The 17,719-nt window shown below is 60.0% G+C and carries 15 protein-coding genes; 7 read left to right on the forward strand and 8 right to left on the reverse strand.

Annotated elements, in window-relative coordinates; translation table 11 throughout:
- The first annotated feature begins 1 nt into the window (after nucleotide 1).
- Entirely contained in the window at nucleotides 2–853 is an 852-nt protein-coding gene (locus tag AAID99_RS07420) for a PhzF family phenazine biosynthesis protein (protein ID WP_498493552.1), read from the forward strand.
- 85 nt (nucleotides 854–938) lie between these two features.
- Here the strand turns inward: AAID99_RS07420 and AAID99_RS07425 are convergent, their stop codons facing one another.
- From AAID99_RS07425 to AAID99_RS07445, 5 genes are all read right to left on the reverse strand, one after another.
- Nucleotides 939–1,739, reverse strand: coding sequence for an EipB family protein (locus AAID99_RS07425; RefSeq protein ID WP_498493553.1), 801 nt, complete (start codon nucleotides 1,737–1,739; stop codon nucleotides 939–941).
- Nucleotides 1,740–1,758: 19 nt separating this feature from the next.
- Entirely contained in the window at nucleotides 1,759–3,573 is a 1,815-nt protein-coding gene (gene aspS, locus AAID99_RS07430) for an aspartate--tRNA ligase (protein WP_188425964.1), read from the reverse strand.
- A gap of 86 nt (nucleotides 3,574–3,659) precedes the next feature.
- The gene (locus AAID99_RS07435; RefSeq protein WP_498493554.1) at nucleotides 3,660–5,180 is read right to left on the reverse strand and encodes an FAD-dependent oxidoreductase; all 1,521 of its coding nucleotides are present in this window, start codon (nucleotides 5,178–5,180) and stop codon (nucleotides 3,660–3,662) included.
- A gap of 120 nt (nucleotides 5,181–5,300) precedes the next feature.
- Entirely contained in the window at nucleotides 5,301–6,083 is a 783-nt protein-coding gene (gene surE, locus AAID99_RS07440; protein ID WP_498493555.1) for a 5'/3'-nucleotidase SurE, read from the reverse strand.
- Nucleotides 6,084–6,213: 130 nt separating this feature from the next.
- Nucleotides 6,214–6,954 carry a DUF2076 domain-containing protein gene (locus tag AAID99_RS07445; RefSeq protein ID WP_188425967.1) on the reverse strand — a complete coding sequence of 247 codons (741 nt, stop codon included), beginning with the start codon at nucleotides 6,952–6,954 and terminating at the stop codon, nucleotides 6,214–6,216.
- A gap of 215 nt (nucleotides 6,955–7,169) precedes the next feature.
- Here AAID99_RS07445 and AAID99_RS07450 point away from each other — a divergent pair, with 215 nt between their 5' ends.
- The 3 genes from AAID99_RS07450 to AAID99_RS07460 all read left to right on the forward strand — a co-directional run bounded on the left by AAID99_RS07450 (nucleotide 7,170) and on the right by AAID99_RS07460 (nucleotide 10,309).
- On the forward strand, nucleotides 7,170–8,042 hold the full coding sequence (locus AAID99_RS07450) for a LysR family transcriptional regulator (RefSeq protein WP_498493556.1): 873 nt from the start codon (nucleotides 7,170–7,172) through the stop codon (nucleotides 8,040–8,042).
- A 206-nt stretch (nucleotides 8,043–8,248) separates the two neighbouring features.
- Nucleotides 8,249–9,226: a putative oxygenase MesX gene (locus AAID99_RS07455; protein ID WP_498493557.1), complete on the forward strand. Its 978-nt coding sequence runs from the start codon at nucleotides 8,249–8,251 to the stop codon at nucleotides 9,224–9,226.
- A gap of 51 nt (nucleotides 9,227–9,277) precedes the next feature.
- Nucleotides 9,278–10,309 carry a methionine synthase gene (locus AAID99_RS07460; protein ID WP_188425970.1) on the forward strand — a complete coding sequence of 344 codons (1,032 nt, stop codon included), beginning with the start codon at nucleotides 9,278–9,280 and terminating at the stop codon, nucleotides 10,307–10,309.
- A 209-nt stretch (nucleotides 10,310–10,518) separates the two neighbouring features.
- Here the strand turns inward: AAID99_RS07460 and AAID99_RS07465 are convergent, their stop codons facing one another.
- Nucleotides 10,519–11,925 carry a glycosyltransferase 61 family protein gene (locus tag AAID99_RS07465; RefSeq protein ID WP_188425971.1) on the reverse strand — a complete coding sequence of 469 codons (1,407 nt, stop codon included), beginning with the start codon at nucleotides 11,923–11,925 and terminating at the stop codon, nucleotides 10,519–10,521.
- 408 nt (nucleotides 11,926–12,333) lie between these two features.
- Here AAID99_RS07465 and AAID99_RS07470 point away from each other — a divergent pair, with 408 nt between their 5' ends.
- The 3 genes from AAID99_RS07470 to glyS all read left to right on the forward strand — a co-directional run bounded on the left by AAID99_RS07470 (nucleotide 12,334) and on the right by glyS (nucleotide 16,283).
- A complete protein-coding gene (locus AAID99_RS07470) occupies nucleotides 12,334–13,185 on the forward strand; it encodes a methylenetetrahydrofolate reductase (RefSeq protein WP_498493558.1) in 852 nt (283 codons plus the stop codon).
- Between the two features lie 141 nt (nucleotides 13,186–13,326).
- Nucleotides 13,327–14,214 (forward strand): glycine--tRNA ligase subunit alpha, encoded by an 888-nt coding sequence (locus AAID99_RS07475; RefSeq protein ID WP_031240773.1) that lies wholly within the window; start codon nucleotides 13,327–13,329, stop codon nucleotides 14,212–14,214.
- On the forward strand, nucleotides 14,214–16,283 hold the full coding sequence (gene glyS, locus AAID99_RS07480) for a glycine--tRNA ligase subunit beta (protein WP_498493559.1): 2,070 nt from the start codon (nucleotides 14,214–14,216) through the stop codon (nucleotides 16,281–16,283). Before AAID99_RS07475 ends, glyS begins: the two co-directional genes overlap by 1 nt.
- Nucleotides 16,284–16,286: 3 nt before the next feature.
- Here the strand turns inward: glyS and AAID99_RS07485 are convergent, their stop codons facing one another.
- Both AAID99_RS07485 and AAID99_RS07490 read right to left on the reverse strand, forming a co-directional pair.
- On the reverse strand, nucleotides 16,287–16,688 hold the full coding sequence (locus tag AAID99_RS07485) for a hypothetical protein (protein ID WP_498493560.1): 402 nt from the start codon (nucleotides 16,686–16,688) through the stop codon (nucleotides 16,287–16,289).
- 91 nt (nucleotides 16,689–16,779) lie between these two features.
- Complete coding sequence (locus tag AAID99_RS07490) at nucleotides 16,780–17,718, reverse strand: LysR family transcriptional regulator (protein WP_498493562.1); 939 nt, start codon at nucleotides 17,716–17,718, stop codon at nucleotides 16,780–16,782.
- Nucleotide 17,719: the final 1 nt, after the last annotated feature.

A 17,719-nucleotide genomic window follows, 5' to 3' on the forward strand; every position in this document is an offset into this window, starting at 1 on the left:
CATGGAATTACGTTTTCAGCAGGTCGATGTGTTTTCGGCAGAGCCCTTCAAGGGCAATCCTCTTGCCGTTGTTACCGGGGCAGATTCTCTGACCGACGCGCAGATGGCCGCCATCGCCAACTGGACCAATCTGAGCGAGACCACCTTTCTGCTCAAACCCACCTCGCCAGAAGCTGATTATCGCGTGCGTATCTTCACACCGCATGGCGAACTTCCTTTTGCCGGGCACCCTACGCTTGGCAGCGCGTATGTCTGGCAGACTCTGGCCCGCTCATCGGGCGATGTGCCGGAAAAGGATCTGATCGTGCAGGAATGCGCCGCCGGTCTGGTGCCGATCCGCAGACAGGCGGATGGACTGGCCTTTGCCGCACCGCCACGGCGACGGTCCGGTCCTGCCAGTCAAGAAGAACGCGAACGGGCAATTCAGGCATTGCGGCTCGACACCGATGCCGTGCTCGACATCCAATGGGCCGATAACGGCCCTGGCTGGCTGGTTGTGCATGTCGATGATCGTGACACGGTGCTTGCCATAAAGCCTGACTGGGCCGCGCTGGTAGGGCAGAAACTCGGCGTTGTGGGAGAATGGCACAACAGCCCTGCCGCCACCGGGGCCTGTTTCGAAGTCCGCGCCTTTGTCGGGGAAAACCCCGGCTATGAAGACCCTGTGACAGGAAGCCTCAATGCCTCCATCGGCCAATTGCTGATCGAAAGCGGCAAGGCCCCTGACTCCTACACCGCCTTTCAGGGAACGGCTCTGGGTCGTGCCGGGCAGGTTTCGGTGAAAAAGCTGGGCGATGACATCTGGGTGGGTGGCGCCGTGGTCACGCGAATCAACGGCACTATCACCCTCTGATGCTCTGGACGGATTGCTCGCAGGCGCTGCGTTACCGTGCCCTGCAAGCGATCTGTGCCAGCGCCCTTGCTGCGCACCCCATACCCTAGTGGCAGGAAGCCGCTGGCAGGGATGTCAGGGAATCCAGTGTGCCGGACAAGACGTAATCACCGAAATCGATCAGAAGCCGGTCTTCCACACCATTGGTCCAGAGACGATCGCTATAGGCGGAATCGGGCAGAAGCGCGCCTGTGCCCGCCCCGAAACTGGCGATCGAGACCGGCACGGCCTCCTGCCCTTTCAGAAGCGGGCTTGAGAGGCTGGCGACCTGCGGAGCCAGCCTGCCCAGTGTGGCATAGGTGGGGATACTGCCTGTCTCGACACTGCCGTCGAACAGGTCGGTGGCGAGATGCAGTTTCTTTTCACGAGCGGCCTTCAACAGGGCCTGGGCCTGCTGCAACGGGAAAACCGTTCTGGCGGGAAGCGTCACGCTGCTTGTCTGCGGTCTGGTGTAATGCACCACGACCTCGCCCCGACGGTTGCGTGTCGCCTCGCCCGATGTCTCGCTCGTGACCTGCCCATCCTGACTCATGATGGTGCGGAAAACGAAGCGATGGGTGTTCTTGTCTTCCAGGGTCGCGGACTGAAAACCGATTGCGCTCGAACCGCCATCGCCGTTGATGATGTCGATATCGAGCTTCTGGCTGACAGACCAGGCGGTGCAGAGGTCGCGTATCTGATAGGTCGCTGTCCCGCTGGCACCAGCCAGCGCGCCTGCCTTGAGGCGCGACAGGCTCAGGCTATAGACGGCCTTGTGGGGCTGCAGACTGTCTGCCAGCGCAGGAAATGGCAGGGAGACTCCCCCTGCCACCAGCCCTGCCATCAGCCCGGATAAAAGCCGTCTCACGCAACACCGCCTTTCCGGCTCAGTCCTTCTGGGCGGTCGCCGCAGGCTGAACGCCTGCCTTGGGCTTGGGCGGCAGAATGGCCAGAGAAAGCTCCTTCAGACGGGCAGGCTCGACCGGGGCCGGGGCTTCCATCATCAGGTCTTCGCCGCTCTGGTTGAGCGGGAAGAGAATGACCTCACGGATATTCGGCTCATCGGCCAGCAGCATCACGATACGGTCCACACCGGGTGCCGAACCGCCATGCGGCGGGGCGCCGTAGCGGAACGCGTTGAGCATGCCGCCAAAGCGGGCCTCGACCACATCCTCGCCATAGCCGGCAATGGCGAAGGCGCGGATCATGACTTCCGGCAGATGGTTACGGATGGCGCCCGAGGAAAGCTCGATGCCGTTGCAGACGATATCGTACTGATAGGCCTTGATGGTCAGCGGATCCTGCGAGTTCAGCGCCTCAAGCCCGCCCTGCGGCATGGAGAACGGGTTATGCGAGAAATCGACCTGGCCCGTTTCCTCATTGCGCTCGAACATCGGGAAATCGACGATCCAGCAGAAGCGGAAGGCATCCTGCTCGATCAGATCGAGTTCCTGGGCAATGCGCGTGCGCACCTGCCCCGAGAACTTGGCCACGGCATCGCCTTCGCCTGCGGCGAAGAACACGGCGTCACCCGCCTTGAGACCACAGGCTTCACGAATGGCCTCGACGCGATCGGCTTCGAGGTTCTTGGCAATCGGGCCCTTGCCGCCATCTTCCTCGAAGATGATGTAGCCCAGACCGCCCGCACCGGCATCACGCGCCCAGCTGTTGAGCTTGTCGAAGAAGCCGCGCGGACGCGTCCCGGCACCGGGGGCCGGAATGGCGCGCACTTCGCCGCCATTGGCAGCGATACGGGCAAACAGGCCGAAACCGGAATTGGCGAACGCTTCGGTAACCGTGCTGATCAGCAGCGGGTTGCGCAGATCGGGCTTGTCGGAGCCGTAAAGACGCATCGCCTCGTCATAGGGAATACGACGGAACGGCGCTGTATCGACCTTGCGGCCCTTGCCGAACTCGGCAAACAGACCGCTCAGCACGTCTTCCAGAACCGCAAACACGTCTTCCTGGGTGGCGAAGGCCATTTCGAAATCGAGCTGATAGAACTCGCCCGGGCTGCGGTCAGCGCGTGAGGCTTCATCACGGAAGCAGGGGGCGATCTGGAAGTAGCGGTCAAAACCCGCCACCATGGCGAGCTGCTTGAACTGCTGCGGTGCCTGGGGCAGCGCGTAGAACTTGCCCGGATGCAGACGCGCCGGAACGAGGAAGTCACGCGCGCCTTCCGGCGAGGAGGCGGTAAGGATAGGCGTCTGGAACTCGGTGAAGCCATGGCCGATCATGCGCGAGCGCATGGAGGCAATGACCGCCGAACGCAGGCGGATATTGGCGGCCATCTTCTCGCGACGCAGGTCGAGATAGCGATATTTGAGGCGCAGATCTTCGGGATAGTTCTCGCTGCCAGCGACCTGGAAAGGCAGGACAGCAGCATGGGAACGCACTTCGATCTCGCGGGCGCGCAGCTCGATGGCACCGGTCGGCAGATGCGGGTTACGCTGGCCTTCCTCACGCGCCACCACGTCACCCGTGACCGTGATCACGCTCTCGACACGCAGACGCTCGACGATATCGAGCAGATCGGTGCCCGAGGGGATAACGATCTGCGTCATGCCGGTCTGGTCGCGCAGATCGATGAACAGAAGCCCGCCATGATCGCGCTTGCTGTGAACCCAGCCGGACAGACGCACGGTCTGGCCGGCGTCGCTCTCGCGCAGGGCGCTGCAGCTATGAGTGCGATAGGGATGCATGGGCGTCTTCCTGATTCGAAACAGCGGGGGCGCAGGGGGCGAACCCCTGCCAATGGAGCGCAGGAAGCCGCTCCACCCCTTCCCTGTCAAGCATCGTCGAAGGTAACGGCGGCTTCACCCATCTCTTTTGGCCGCCCGGCGGTGGCCAGACCGACGATTTTGCCCTCTTCATCGATATAGCGTGCGGTGAAATCAAAGCGGTCGACATCGCCGTCGATCTCGACGCGCTCAAAACCACGCGGCCAGCCTAGATATTCGATTTTGCGATCATATTGCTGCGTCCAGAACCAGGGCGTCGTAAGGGCGCCACCCGGCAGACCGAGCATGGTACGCGCCGCGATACGCGCCTGGCTCTGCGCCGTGCGCCAGTGTTCGATACGATATTGCCTGCCCTCATGCGTGACACTCGCGATATCGCCCGCCGCATAGATATGCGGCGCGACACGCATGGCCTGATCGACTTCTATGCCACCATTCTCGCTGAGTGCGTGGGAAGGCAGATAATCGAGCGCTGGCACCGCCCCGACGCCGATGATCACCAGATCGGCGGTGATCTGGCTGTCATCTTCCAGGGTAACGGACTCGACCTGCGTCTCGCCGTTGATGGCTTTGACGCTGCAGGACGAGATGAACGCCACACCCTTGCTCTCATGCAGATTGCGCATTTCAGTGGCGATTTCGCGCCCGAGCTGCTTCTGGAACGGCAGAGCCGAGTTGGACAGGACGGTCACTCCTGCCCCTCGCTTGCGCAGAGCCGCCGCCGCCTCCATGCCGATAAAGCCGGAGCCGATCACCACGACCGTCGTGTTCTCGCCCACTTTCGAGGCGATTTCACGCACGTCATGCGCGCTTCGCAGCGTATGCACCCCGGCAAGGGCGCTTCCGGGAATTTCGAGTTCTTTTGCGCGGGAGCCGCTCGCCAGAAGCACATGATCGGGCGTGAGGCTCACCCCTTCTTCAAGAGTGATCTTGCGCGTCTCGGTATCGAGCTTCACCACACGATCCATCACGCGTTCGATACGCTGCTCGATATACCAGGATTCCGGACGCAAGGGCGGGGGTGACGCCTCAGGATCCGGATTGGCGAGGGTCATCTTGCTGAGCGCGGTGCGATCATAGGGCAGATCTTCCTCGGGTCCGATCAGAAGAATGCGCCCGGCATATCCCTCGTCGCGCAGTGTGACGGCTGCTGCGATTGCGGCCGCACCGGCACCGATAATGGCAACGGCCTCATGCTCGCGCATGGGCGCGGGTGCGTCAGGGCGCATGGCCATCTTGCCGACGAGAATGCGGCCATCATGAACCTCGACCGGGTAACGGGCGAGCGGGTCGAGCGCCGGTGGCTCGATCAGCCGACCGCTTTCTGCCGAGAAACTCGCCTTGTGCCAGGGGCAGACAAGCTGCACATCGCCATGACGCGATTTGCACGCCACACCCTGCTCCATCGGGGCGCTTTTATGCGGGCATTTGCCATCGAAGGCCCGCACTTCATCGCCCGACCGGTAAAGGACAAGGGCCTTCTCGCCGATAGTGACAGGCGTGATGACACCCTCTTCGAGATCGTTCAGCGGAAGGACATCTGTCCAGTCCAGTAGTTCAGCGCTCATTTCCCTGTCCGTTCACTCGAAATTGGCTCGTTATCTTCGAATGCAACGTGAGGAACGGGTTACGGTTGAAACCTATATTTTCTTTTCACCGTGCAACCGGCGGGTGGACCTCACCCGCTATCAGGCGAGACCGATCTCCTGCTTCAGCAGCCAGTCATGCATCTTCATGTTGGTGCGCCCGAAGGAGAGCGGGGTGACACTGACATGATTGGCCGCAACGGCTGCAGTTTCAGTGCCATCCTCGTCTCCCGCATGATCGCGTTTGAGATGCAACCAGTGATAGGCGAGACGACGCATGTCATCACGCGACACCACCTCGATATCGCGCAGGAAGCCACGCCCCTGTGTGGTGGTTTTCAGCGGTCTGGCTTCCTCGACTGTGCAGGCGGGAAAATTGACATTGAGACAGGCCTGCTCTGGCATAGGCCTGCGGGCGAGAAGCCTGAGAATATCCGGTGCAAGCGCCCGGGCGGTCTCCCAGGGAACGGCCTTGCCTGCGGCAAAGGTCTGGCTCAGGGCGATGGACGGCAGATCGAGCAGCATGGCGGTCATGGCCGCACCTACCGTGCCTGAGAAGACAGTCTCCACACCGAGATTGGCACCGCGATTGATGCCTGAGAGCACGAGGGTTGGCAGGGCATCGCGCAGGATATGGCGGGCAGCAATCGCCACGCAATCGCCTGGCGTGCCAGTGACGGCAAAGCGCTTGGGGCCATGCTGATGGACGCGCAGCGGGTCATGCAGGCTGAGCGCATGGGAAATGCCGCTCTGATCCTGAGCGGGCGCGACAACCCACACATCATCGCTGAGTTGCGACGCGACGTCATGCAGCACGGCAAGCCCTGGCGCATCGATACCGTCATCATTGGTCAGCAGAACACGCTGGAACAGGGACCCGCTCATTCAGGGATTTCCTTCATGCGATTATGGCAAGGCAAGATGACAAACAAAAACCCGGCACGAGGGCCGGGTTTTCGATCAAGCCCATCACAAGCCTGACAGAGAGATACTGCCAGAGGGGCGCATCGGGCGATCAGAAGGAATCGTCACCCCAGCCGCCGCCACTATCGCCGCCCCAGTCACCAGCGTCATAGCTCTGACCGGCATCCTGCCCGCCGCCCGCAAAGGGATCATTGCCGCCAGCGTCGCCGTAATTATTGTTGATGATGGTCTCACCACCGCCAAACCCGCCAGCGCCTGAATCGTGATGGCCGGAGAAGAGGCTCTCGATCGCGTTGGCTGCCAGCATACCGCCAGCGACGCCCGTCGCGGTTGTCAGGGCCGAGCCCAGAAAGCCTGAACCGCGCTGCTGGAACATGCCGGTAGAATAGCCAGGCGGCAGATTGGCCTGCGGCGGCGGGGCATAGCCCTGACCATAACCCTGCTGCGGCTGACCACCCCAGCCCGGCGGCGGACCAGCCTGCTGCTGGCGATTGGCGCCACCACCGAACAGGCCGCCAAACAGACCGCCACCGCCCTGCGGGCGCTGCTGCTGCGCCTGCTGAAGCTGCGACTGGGCCTGCTGAAGCTGGAATTCGAGCTGGCGAATGCGGTTCTGCGCCTCGGCCAGAGCCACTTCCTGCACGACAGCCATCTGCGTCACGCGGTAACGGGCCTCGGGATATCTCTGGAAATTATCCGCAATCCAGCGATCAGCCTCAGGATCGATGGGGGGCAGATTGGCCGGGGCCTGAGAGCCACCAAACCCGCTATTGGGCGCACCGCCGACGCGGGCGACGAACTGCGAAATGAGATCACGCTCTTGCTGGTTCATGGGGATGACTCTCCATCCGGTCAAAATGATAACGCCCTATAATGTGGTCGGAGGGCGTCTGAGTTGCAAGAGGCGAGCCCTGCGGCCGGGCTCCCTCGTCGCACTTCCCTGTAGGCGGTATTGGGGAGATCAGGGCAGTGCAGCAGGCATGTGGGCGCTGGAGCGAGACGGGCGGAACGATTATGATCCGTCTGTATGACGGGAATTCATGAACCATGATCGACATCCAGCCTCTGGCGATATTGAGAGAGATTCACCGCACCGGAAGTCTGACGCAGGCAGCCGAACAACTCTGCCTGACACAATCGGCCGTCAGCCATGCCATCCGCCGGTTCGAGGATCGTCACAGCGTCAAGCTGCTCGAACGCGAAGGGCACAAGCTGCGATTCACGCTGGCGGGTGAGTATCTTCTAGGTCTCGCGCATCGTGTTCTGCCGCAGCTCGAACACGGCGCAGGCGTGCTTGAGGATTACGCGCGCGGGCGGCGCGGCTCGATCAGGATCGGAATGGAATGTCACCCCTGTCAGGACTGGCTGATGCAGGTGGTCGACCCGTTTCTGGCTGCCTGGCCCGACGTGGAACTGGATGTCACAACGGCCTTCCAGTTTGGCGGGCTGACCGCGCTTCTGGGGCATGAAATCGATATTCTCGTCACCCCTGACCCTATTGAACGGCCCGAACTCGAATTCACGCCCGTCTTCGATTACGAACTGGTGCTGGCCGTTTCTGAAACGCACCCTCTGGCACGCAAACATCATGTCGAGCCAAAGGATCTCACGACCGAGACCCTGATCACGTACCCGGTCTCCCGTGAGCGGCTCGATATCTACACACGGTTTTTGGTGCCGTCACACACACAACCGCGCCGACATCGAACGGTCGAAACGACGGACCTCATGCTACGCCTTGTCGCCTCGGGTCGCGCCATCAGCGCGACGCCTGACTGGCTGCTGCGCAAGGTGAAGGGCGTGAAAGGCGTGAGGATCGGGGACGGTATTCTCAAATCCATCCATCTCGGGCACCGAACAGGTACGGCGCCACCTTATCTGGAAGGTTTCATCAGCCTCGCCTCCAGCGTCGAGATCTGAACCAGATCAGACCGCTCCAGAGACGGCTGCGCCCCTCCCGAAAAAGGACCCAGTTCGCAACATGACAATAAGTCATGTTATAGCGAAATATAATCATTTGTTTTCATGCCTTCCTCTGCGGAATAAACGGGCCTCGCTCGCACCGCGCGGCGGCATGAAGAGCGTGGCGCGGAGATTCTGGATCCAGAAAAGGATACCCGCCCATCATGACCAATGATTTTGCCTTCACGATCAAAAGCCTGCGCTTTGACGAGAATTACTCTCCCGCCGCTGGCACGAGGCTGACGACCAATTTCGCCAATCTCGCGCGAGGCGACGCCCGTCAGGAAAATCTGCGCGCAGCCCTGCGCATGATCGATCATCGCTTCAACGACCTTGCCTGTTGGGACAATCCGGAGGGCAATCGCTACAGGCTCGAACTCGATATCATCTCGATCGAGATGGATATCGCCGGATCGGGGGAGAGCTTTCCGGCCATCGAACTGCTTCAGACAACCATCTGCGATCTGTCGACCGGCAAGCGCCTTGAGGGGATCATAGGCAATAACTTCTCGTCCTATGTTCGCGATTACGACTTCAGCGTGCGCCTGCCAGAGCATAATCGCGGACGTGACGGCTTTGCCGTGCCTGATGATTTCGGCGTGCTGCATGGCCGGATCTTTCAGGAATTCATCGCCTCAGAAAGCTACAGCAGCCGTTTTGCAAAGCTTCCGGTGATCTGCCTGAGCGTGTCCGAGAACAAGATTTATACCCGCACCACCAACCAGCACCCCGTGCTGGGTGTCGAATATGTGCCCAACGAGACATCGCTGACGGAAAGCTATTTCGGCAAGATGGGCATGCAGGTGCGCTATTTCATGCCGTCTGGCGTGAAGGCTCCTCTGGCCTTCTATTTCTTCGGCGATCTGCTGAACGACTATTCCCCGCTCGAACTGATCAGCACGATCAGCACGATGGAGACGTTCCAGCGCATCTACCGCCCCGAAATCTACAACGCGAATTCGGGCGCCGCTGCGGTCTACAGGCCCAGCCTCAAACAGAGCGATTTCTCCAATACCCGCGTCGTTTACGATCGCGAGGAGCGCACGCGTCTTGCCACCGAGCAGGGAAAATTCGCGGGCGAGCATTTTATTGCACCTCACAAATCCTTTCTCGATGAATGGGCGGCAAGGCACGCTGCCTGAGCGCCATTCTGTCTGCATTTCTGATCTGACTATTCTGGAAAACCACGCCTCATGACGAAGCTTCTCCCAACCGCTACCGCTGGCAGCCTGCCCAAACCATCATGGCTCGCCGAGCCGGAAAAACTCTGGTCTCCCTGGAAAATGGAAGGCGATGCCCTTGTCGAGGCAAAGCAGGACGCGCTGCGCGTCTCACTGCTCGAACAGCAGGTTGCCGGGGTCGATATCGTCAGCGATGGCGAGCAGACACGCCAGCATTTCGTGACGACCTTCATCGAGCATCTTGCCGGTGTGGATTTTGAAAAGCGCGAGACAGTCACGATCCGCAACCGTTACGAGGCCAGTGTGCCGACGGTTGTGAGTGCCGTTGCTCGCGAAAAGCCTGTTTTTGTCGAAGACGCAAAATTCCTGCGCCAGCAGACAAAAGCCCCCATCAAATGGGCGCTCCCTGGCCCCATGACGATGATCGATACGCTCTATGATGCCCATTACAAGAGCCGCGAGAAACTGGCCTGGGAATTCGCTGCCATTCTCAACGCAGAGGCGAAGGAGCTGGAACAGGCCGGCGTCGATATCATCCAGTTCGACGAGCCTGCGTTCAATGTGTTTTTCGATGAGGTGAATGACTGGGGCATCGCCACACTCGAACGTGCCATTGAAGGGCTCAAATGCCAGACCGCCGTGCATATCTGCTACGGTTACGGCATCAAGGCCAATACGGACTGGAAGAAGACGCTCGGCCATGAGTGGCGCCAGTATGAGCGCACCTTCCCCAAGCTTCAGGCCTCGGCGATCAATATGGTCTCGCTGGAATGCCAGAACTCGCATGTGCCTATGGAACTGATCGAATTGCTGCGTGGCAAGAAAGTCATGGTGGGCGCCATCGATGTGGCCAGCAACCGGATCGAGACACCGGAAGAAGTTGCCGCAACGCTGCGCAAGGCGCTGCAATTCGTCGATGCGGAAAACCTCTGCCCCTGCACCAATTGCGGCATGGCACCGCTCTCGCGCAATGTGGCCAGAGGCAAGCTCAAGGCGCTGGCCGCCGGCGCCGAGATCGTCCGTCGGGAACTGACCTGTTCCTGATCGACACAGCCGCAAAGACGGGCTCGTCAGACAGCCCGTCTTTGCCTGCCCGGAAATACTTGCCTAGGTATTCCGGGCCTCTGGATGTCTCGAGCACAAGGATACTCGCCCGGTTATGAGGCTTACGGTTTTCGAGGCTGACCCCATTCACCCCACACAAGTTCTGAACACACTGCTTATCGTGGCTTCCCGACCCGCATTATACGGTTTCACAGGACTTCGAGGGTGAAACACTCCCAATCACTGGGTTCGAGACGGTCGCAGCAAATCCGCCCGTCAGATACGGCACAGAGAAAACGATCTGTCTCATTATGGAAAAACGCTATCCTCCCATCGGGAAAACGATGATACCGATAGTAAATTTCAGCTCCCTGATTGTTGTCTTTCTCTACTGACAGACAATCGCCTAACTGAGTAGTAAAGGCTGCCCAGCCTTGGTGGCCAAGATGGGCTATCAACTGGACTATACGCTCGCCGTCACCGGCACCATGGTGCACGATGCCGGTCTGGCGATCAATTTGAACCACGCTCTGATGGAAAGTCTTTATTCTATAGGATTGTTCTCTACTTATACCCTCAGGTTCGTTTACTTTCTCATTACGCCAGACCTGCGCTGCAATGAGATCGATCAGACCACGGGCTGTGTTAGCTGGATCTTCCAGACGGTAGAATGCCGGTTGCCCTGGATCGCGTCTCATCAGCGTGATCCCCGGCGCAGTCACGTAGCGCATACGGGCATTATTTACGCGATCCATGAGGACGAAGTTAGAGGACACCAGTCCATCGCACGTCATGGCAATACCAGCTGGACACTCACAAAAGATATCATTGTGAAAAGCCGAACCAACGAAGCCCACTGTGGGTCGATGCTCAGAAAACAGGCGTAACTGCTGCCTGACTCCCAATGTCTCTGGCGCGATGATCGTCAACCCTTCACGCGCGAGATAGGAAACGACCTCACGCTCGCCCTCAATATGACGCATCTGACTATTGAATTCTGCCCTGGAAAGATAAATCGCTTTCCCTTCGCCAACGTCTTCACCGAATTCTTGGCCAATATTATTGCAAAACTTCGCGAAAGCTCGATGGGCAAAGTGGTTTTCCTCAAATGAGGTGCCTGCAATCATAAGCGCTTTGACCCGGGTCGGTCTTTCGAAGACAACAAAATCATCCCGCTTGAGGCCGAGAAAGGAGAAAAACTCAGCGAGCCAAGGTATGGCAAAAAGGAAGTCCACGGTCTTTTCAGCATGAACGAGTATCTTGAGACCTGCGTAGACCTGACGCCCACACCAATACCGCGGGAGAGTTTCCGTAATGAAATGCCCATAGTGCGGAACAATATTGCCGCCGTAATAATAAAATGGCTCGGGAGACAAGGGGTAGCCGGGCGATGGACTTATGCAAGAACTCTCAGACTGACCAAGCGCATAGTTCGGCCAGCCTCTTCGGGGACCAGCACTTTGAATCATCCGACCGTACGGATCGTAAATTCCATAGTGCGAGTCATAATGACCCGGTATTCGAGGAATATATAGAACATCACGAAAGGTATCTACGTGCGGATCATTCTCAAAAATCTTCAGACCATGATCTACGCAATGAGATTCGAAAATCATAGCAAAGCCCGACCCCACAATTACCTTTAATGATCAATAAAATATAAGATATATTTGTCAATTATTTTATTTATATAATAAATATCTTTGACAGCCTGTTGCGTGGGATAATTTCATCTCATAATGACGCGCATACTCCATCGGGTCGCAGAGTATTGCTCAACAAAAACTGGGGAAATCTTACCGCCATCAGCTCCGGACAGCACAGGGCTTCCATTGTCCAAGCCCCGCTATAGAGAGCATGACATGTGCCTGCACCTGTACCTTTACGGATATCAAAGCATGACCCGGTAAGCCTGCCGCTTTTGCACTCATGGCGGGACGTCTGGGCGAATTACCCGATAAATTCTTTCGGTTCAGGGGCTCATGACATGGGCTATAAAGGTCGTGCCAGGCCGGAGGAAAGCCATGACGACATCATTGACTGACCTACAGGCCTCAGTGGCGCTGCTTCACGGCTATTCGCTGGAAATCACCGCGAAAGAGCTGTCCGCCGCCCATGACATTGCGTCGGCCCTTCCACCGTCAACCCTGATGATGGTGCCTCATCTGGCGAAAACCCCGGATCAGTCGCGTATGGCCGCTGCCTGCGCCATCAGACAGCTGGGGCTGAGCCCTGTGCCCCATTTTTCGGCGCGGCGCATCGCCTCAGAAGAAAGCTGCGCGCACTTTCTGGCGCAATTGGTGGCGGAGGCCGGGGTCGATCACTGTTTTGTCGTGGCGGGCGATCCAGCAGTGCCTGCCGGTCCCTTTGCCGATAGCGCGACCCTGATCGGGACAGGCCTGTTCGAACGCGCCGGTATCAAAGTTCTCGGCGTTGCAGGCTACCCCGAGGGTCATAAACATATGGCGCCTGCCGAGGCATGGCATGTTCTCGAAGCCAAGTGCCGGAATATCGCGGCGCGGGGCATGCAGCCCGAAATCGTGACTCAGTTCTGTTTCGATGCGCCGACCATACTCACCTGGCTTGCCGCCCTCAGAACACGCGGGATCGATTGCCCGGTCAGGCTTGGCATTCCCGGCCCGGCCACCATTGCATCGCTTTTGCGCTTTGCCGCAAGTTGCGGGGTGGGCGCCTCGGCATCCGTGCTTGCTCATTATGGCATTTCCGCCAGCAAGCTCCTCTCAAGCGCCGGGCCGAACAGGCTTGTCGACGATCTGGCAGAGGGCCTTGGCGACGCGCATGGCAGGGTGAGCCTGCATTTTCATCCTTTCGGTGGCCTTGCGCGCCTGATCGACTGGCTCGAACAATATCGCTGACTAAAACGCCTCCTTGCGGTTTTGTCTGCACCCGCTCCCGGAGAAAACTGCTCAGACAAAGCTCGGCAAATGACCTGAGATTGGCTTGTTCCCCTCATCAGGCTAGAACGGATCGACTGAACAAGACCGGAGCCTCGATCCTTGACCCCCTTGCCCGAAAACGGCGGACGCCCCCTTTCCTTTCAGGATCTGATCCTGCGCCTGCATCAGTTCTGGTCGGCACAGGGCTGCGCCCTGCTCCAGCCCTATGATACCGAACTGGGTGCGGGTACGCTCTCGCCGCATACGACGCTGCGGGCATTGGGGCGCAAGCCGTGGAAGGCCGCGTATGTGCAGCCCTGCCGACGGCCTTCGGACGGGCGCTATGGTGAAAACCCGAACCGGCTCCAGCATTATTACCAGTATCAGGTGCTGCTCAAGCCAACACCCGAAGACAGCCAGCGTCTGCTGCTCGACAGCTACCGGGCCATCGGCATCGACCCGGAAAAGCACGATATCCGCTTTGTCGAGGATGACTGGGAAAACCCGACCATCGGCGCCTGGGGGCTGGGCTGGGAAGTCTGGTGCGACGGTATGGAAGTCACGCAGTTCACCTATTTCCAGCAGGTTGGCGGCATTCCGACCGTTGTTCCCTCGACCGAACTGACCTACGGGCTTGAGCGTCTGGCCATGTATGTGCAGGGCGTCGAGAATGTCTATGATCTCGACTTCAACGGTCAGGGTCTGAAATACGGCGATGTCTTCCTGCGCGCCGAGCAGGATTATTCGCGCCATAATTTCGAGCTGGCCGATACCGAAATGCTGATGCGCCATTTCCGCGACGCCGAAGCGGAATCCGTGCGTCTGGCAGAAGCTGGCGTGGCCCAGCCCGCCTATGACCAGTGCGTCAAGGCCAGCCATCTGTTCAACCTGCTCGACTCACGCGGTGTCATTTCGGTGTCCGAGCGCGCCTCCTATATCGGGCGCGTGCGCAATCTCGCAAAGCTCTGCTGCGAAACCTGGCTTGCTGGCGACGAGGAGTCGAAATAATGGCCGAATTCCTTCTCGTTCTCGATTGCGAGGAAATTCCTGCCCGTATGCAGGAAAGCGCCGGTCAGGATCTGGCGCGTCTCGTTTCCGAGGCACTGGCACCGCTTTCACCGCGCGATGTCACACCGTTCTGGGGCGCCAGACGGATCGGTGTCAGCCTGCAGATCGACGAACAGATCGCAGAATCCACCCAGTCGGAACGTGGCCCCCGTGAGAGCGCGCCCGAACAGGCACTCGCCGGATTCCTGCGCAAGCATGGCGCCGAACGCGACGCTCTGGTTCTGGAAAACGGTTTCTGGGTGCTCAACCGCACCCTGCCTGCCATCGGTGCCGCACAGCAGATTGCCGAGACCATTCCGGCTTTGCTCTGGCGCTTTCCCTGGCCGAAATCCATGCGCTGGGGCCATGGCAGCGCCTTTACCTGGGTGCGCCCGCTGCGCCGCGTGATCTGCCTGCTGGACGGTGCGCTCGTGCCGTTCAGCCTGGCGACGGAAAATGACGATGCCCATGGTCTGGTGGCAGGCACGCAGACCGTTGGCCATCGCTTCATGGCGCCTGAACCCTTTACCGTGACGTCGTTCGAACAGCTCAGAGACGAGCTGTTTACGCGCAAGATCGTGCTTGACCCCGCACAGCGCCTGTCGATCATCCGCGACGGGTTGCAGGCCCAGGCAGACAAGGCCGGTCTGACACTCGTGCAGGATGACAAGCTGGTTGAGGAAGTGTCGGGTCTGGCCGAATGGCCGGTCGCGCTTCTTGGCCGTATCGACGACGCCTATATGGATCTGCCGCCTGAAGTGATGCAGGTCTCGATGCGCATCAACCAGCGTTATTTCGCCCTGCGCAGTGCAGACGGCAAGGCGGCACCGCATTTCGCTTTCATCGCGAATATGGATTTTGCCGATGGCGGCGCCCTGACGATCGCCGGTAATGAGCGCGTGCTGCGCGCCCGCTTTGCCGATGCCCGCCATTTCTGGGATCTTGATCGCAAGACGAAACTGGCCGAACGCGTGGCCGCGCTGGATGGGGTAACCTTCCATGCAAGGCTTGGCAGCCAGGGCGCGCGCGTGCAGCGTATCGTGGCGCTGGCCGGTATCGTCGCTCAGGTGATGGGGCTGGATGACACGGCGCAGAAGCAGGCGCAGCGCGCGGCCCTTCTGGCAAAAGCCGATCTGACGACCGGCATGGTCGGCGAATTCCCTGAATTGCAGGGTGTGATGGGCGGCTATTACGCCCGTCATGACAATGAGGGCGATGCAGTTTCCGACGCTGTAGCCGAGCATTACATGCCACGCGGCCTGAATGACGACACACCGCGCGCGCCCGTCTCCATTGCTGTGGCGCTGGCCGATCGTCTCGATCTGCTGACGGCCTTTTTTGCCATGGGGGAAACGCCAAGTGGTTCGGGCGATCCCTACGCGCTGCGCCGCGCCGCACTCGGCATTATTCGTATCATTCGCGATAACGGGCTGCGCCTCGACCTGACGGCGCTCATCGCCCAGGCCGCACAGAACCTGCCTGAAGGGCTGCGCGACGGTGGCGAACTCGAAAGCCTGCCCGGTTTTCTGGCCGAACGTCTGCGTGTGCAGCTGCGCAGCGAAGGTGAGCGTTACGACGTGCTGGCCGCTGTTCTGGCCGGTGGTCTCGATGGCGATCTGGTGCGTCTGCTGGCCCGTACCGCAGCCCTTGCAGAAATGGTCGGCACAGATGACGGGCGCAATCTGCTCGCAGCAGGCAAGCGCGCGGCCAATATCCTGCGCATCGAAAACCGCAAGGACGGCCCGCATCAGGGCGCGCCAGACAGCGCGCTTTACGTGCAGGATGAGGAACGCGCTCTGGGCGAGGCGCTGGCCTCTGCACAGACAGCGATTCATGCGGCTCTTGAGCAGGAGCGTTTTGCGGAGGCCATGATCGCGGCAGCGTCCCTGCGCCCCGTGCTCGATCGGTTCTTCGAGGTCGTGACGGTAAACGACCCCGATCCCGCCCGTCGCCTCAACCGCCTGCGCCTGCTGGCGCAGATTGGTGAAACCCTGACCGAAATCGCCGATTTCAGCCAGATCGAAGGCTGAGCGTTACCGCCCCACCGTTTCACCCGGTGGGGCAAGGCCGTGTCCTACCAGACTGGCGTTTTGATAAGCCGGTCCAAAAACCCCTATGGCCGCGCCCGTTACGGGATCATGGCCGGGGGTGCCTTCCCCGATGGGAAGGAATTGTTTCACGAAATCGACGGCTTTACCGGCGGTGGTGCGCCTTATCGGCGGAGCTGCCATGGCACGGGGCAATGGTGCGGGCTCCCACTGGGCCGCCCCTGCCCCCGACGGCGATCCCCTGGACGCCGGAGAGATAGTCGTTGGCACCTCGACATGAAACGGCAAGACGGTGGAAAAACCACGCGCCATGCACAAAGCGCTGCTGGCTGGCATACCGCCGAGCGTTACGGTCACAAGTGTCAGGCACAGGTTCTTGTTCCTCATTTCGGGACCCTTTTCTGCCAGAAGCATGATTAAGCCGTTTCTCTGGAGCCCGACGCAACCGGAAAGAGCGAAAGACGGGGGACTCGTCTCGTCAGGAGCCCACCGAAAGAGCCTTCCCTCTCTTCTCCGCGCGTGTTGAAAATCGCGTTCTGAGATCATCGAGCAGCCAGCTGCCTGCGCGACCCAGCGCGCGATCGCGCATGGTCGCCGCAAAGATACGCCTTGGGGCCGGGGCATCGGGGTCATCATCGACGATTTCGAGCCTGACCAGCCTGCCATCGCGCAGAGGGGCCTCGACGAGATAATCGGGCATACGACACCAGCCGAGCCCGCCCAGAAGAAAATCGAAGCGTCGGCCCAGTTCGACAAAGCGCCAGCGTCTGGGGCTCAGAACCCCGTAATGGGGGCCACCGGGCGCGGAGGGGTCAGACAGAACGAGCTGAACATGCTCTGCCAGATCGGCCCGTGTTACAACCCGGTTCAGGCGGGCCAGTTCATGATCAGCAGACACGACTGGCACGAGCACAACATCGCAGACCGGCACGGCAATCAGATCTTCGGGTACGCCGAACAGCAGCACACAGAGCGCCAGCGAGGCATCGCCCTGGCGCAGACGCCGCTCGGCGCCGCCCAGCCCCTCGGTCGAAAAGCTGACGGGCAAATGGGGAAACTGCTCTTCGAGGGCATGCAGGCTTTCGATGAAGGCCCCGGTCGGCACGAGGGGGTCGATGGCAACGGCAAGTTCCGGCTCTACCCCTTCCCTGATTGCTGCAGCAAGCGCCTCGAACTGGGCAGCACCGGACAGGACGCGACGTGCCTGCGCCACCAGAACCCGCCCCATTTCGGTCAGAACGGGGCGATGGCCCGACCGGTCGAACACGACAACACCCTGTGTCGCTTCAAGCGTGGCAACGGCCTGGCTGATAGCAGATTGTGCCCGGTTGAGCCTGCGACCGGCAGCCGAGAAACTGCCTGTCTCGTCGATCGTGACCAGCACACGCAGCTGGTCGAGGGAAAGCGTTCCCAGCATC

Source organism: Asaia sp. Ae19-3 (assembly GCF_059801175.1).

Coding starts and splice junctions, on each gene's coding strand:
- AAID99_RS07435 (WP_498493554.1), bottom strand. CDS start 5,180: ATGAGCGCTGAACTACTGGACTGGACAGATGTCCTTCCGCTGAACGAT.
- AAID99_RS07455 (WP_498493557.1), top strand. CDS start 8,249: ATGACCAATGATTTTGCCTTCACGATCAAAAGCCTGCGCTTTGACGAG.
- AAID99_RS07490 (WP_498493562.1), bottom strand. CDS start 17,718: ATGCTGGGAACGCTTTCCCTCGACCAGCTGCGTGTGCTGGTCACGATC.
- AAID99_RS07465 (WP_188425971.1), bottom strand. CDS start 11,925: ATGATTTTCGAATCTCATTGCGTAGATCATGGTCTGAAGATTTTTGAG.
- AAID99_RS07450 (WP_498493556.1), top strand. CDS start 7,170: ATGATCGACATCCAGCCTCTGGCGATATTGAGAGAGATTCACCGCACC.
- AAID99_RS07485 (WP_498493560.1), bottom strand. CDS start 16,688: ATGAGGAACAAGAACCTGTGCCTGACACTTGTGACCGTAACGCTCGGC.
- AAID99_RS07445 (WP_188425967.1), bottom strand. CDS start 6,954: ATGAACCAGCAAGAGCGTGATCTCATTTCGCAGTTCGTCGCCCGCGTC.
- AAID99_RS07470 (WP_498493558.1), top strand. CDS start 12,334: ATGACGACATCATTGACTGACCTACAGGCCTCAGTGGCGCTGCTTCAC.
- surE (WP_498493555.1), bottom strand. CDS start 6,083: ATGAGCGGGTCCCTGTTCCAGCGTGTTCTGCTGACCAATGATGACGGT.
- AAID99_RS07460 (WP_188425970.1), top strand. CDS start 9,278: ATGACGAAGCTTCTCCCAACCGCTACCGCTGGCAGCCTGCCCAAACCA.
- glyS (WP_498493559.1), top strand. CDS start 14,214: ATGGCCGAATTCCTTCTCGTTCTCGATTGCGAGGAAATTCCTGCCCGT.
- aspS (WP_188425964.1), bottom strand. CDS start 3,573: ATGCATCCCTATCGCACTCATAGCTGCAGCGCCCTGCGCGAGAGCGAC.
- AAID99_RS07420 (WP_498493552.1), top strand. CDS start 2: ATGGAATTACGTTTTCAGCAGGTCGATGTGTTTTCGGCAGAGCCCTTC.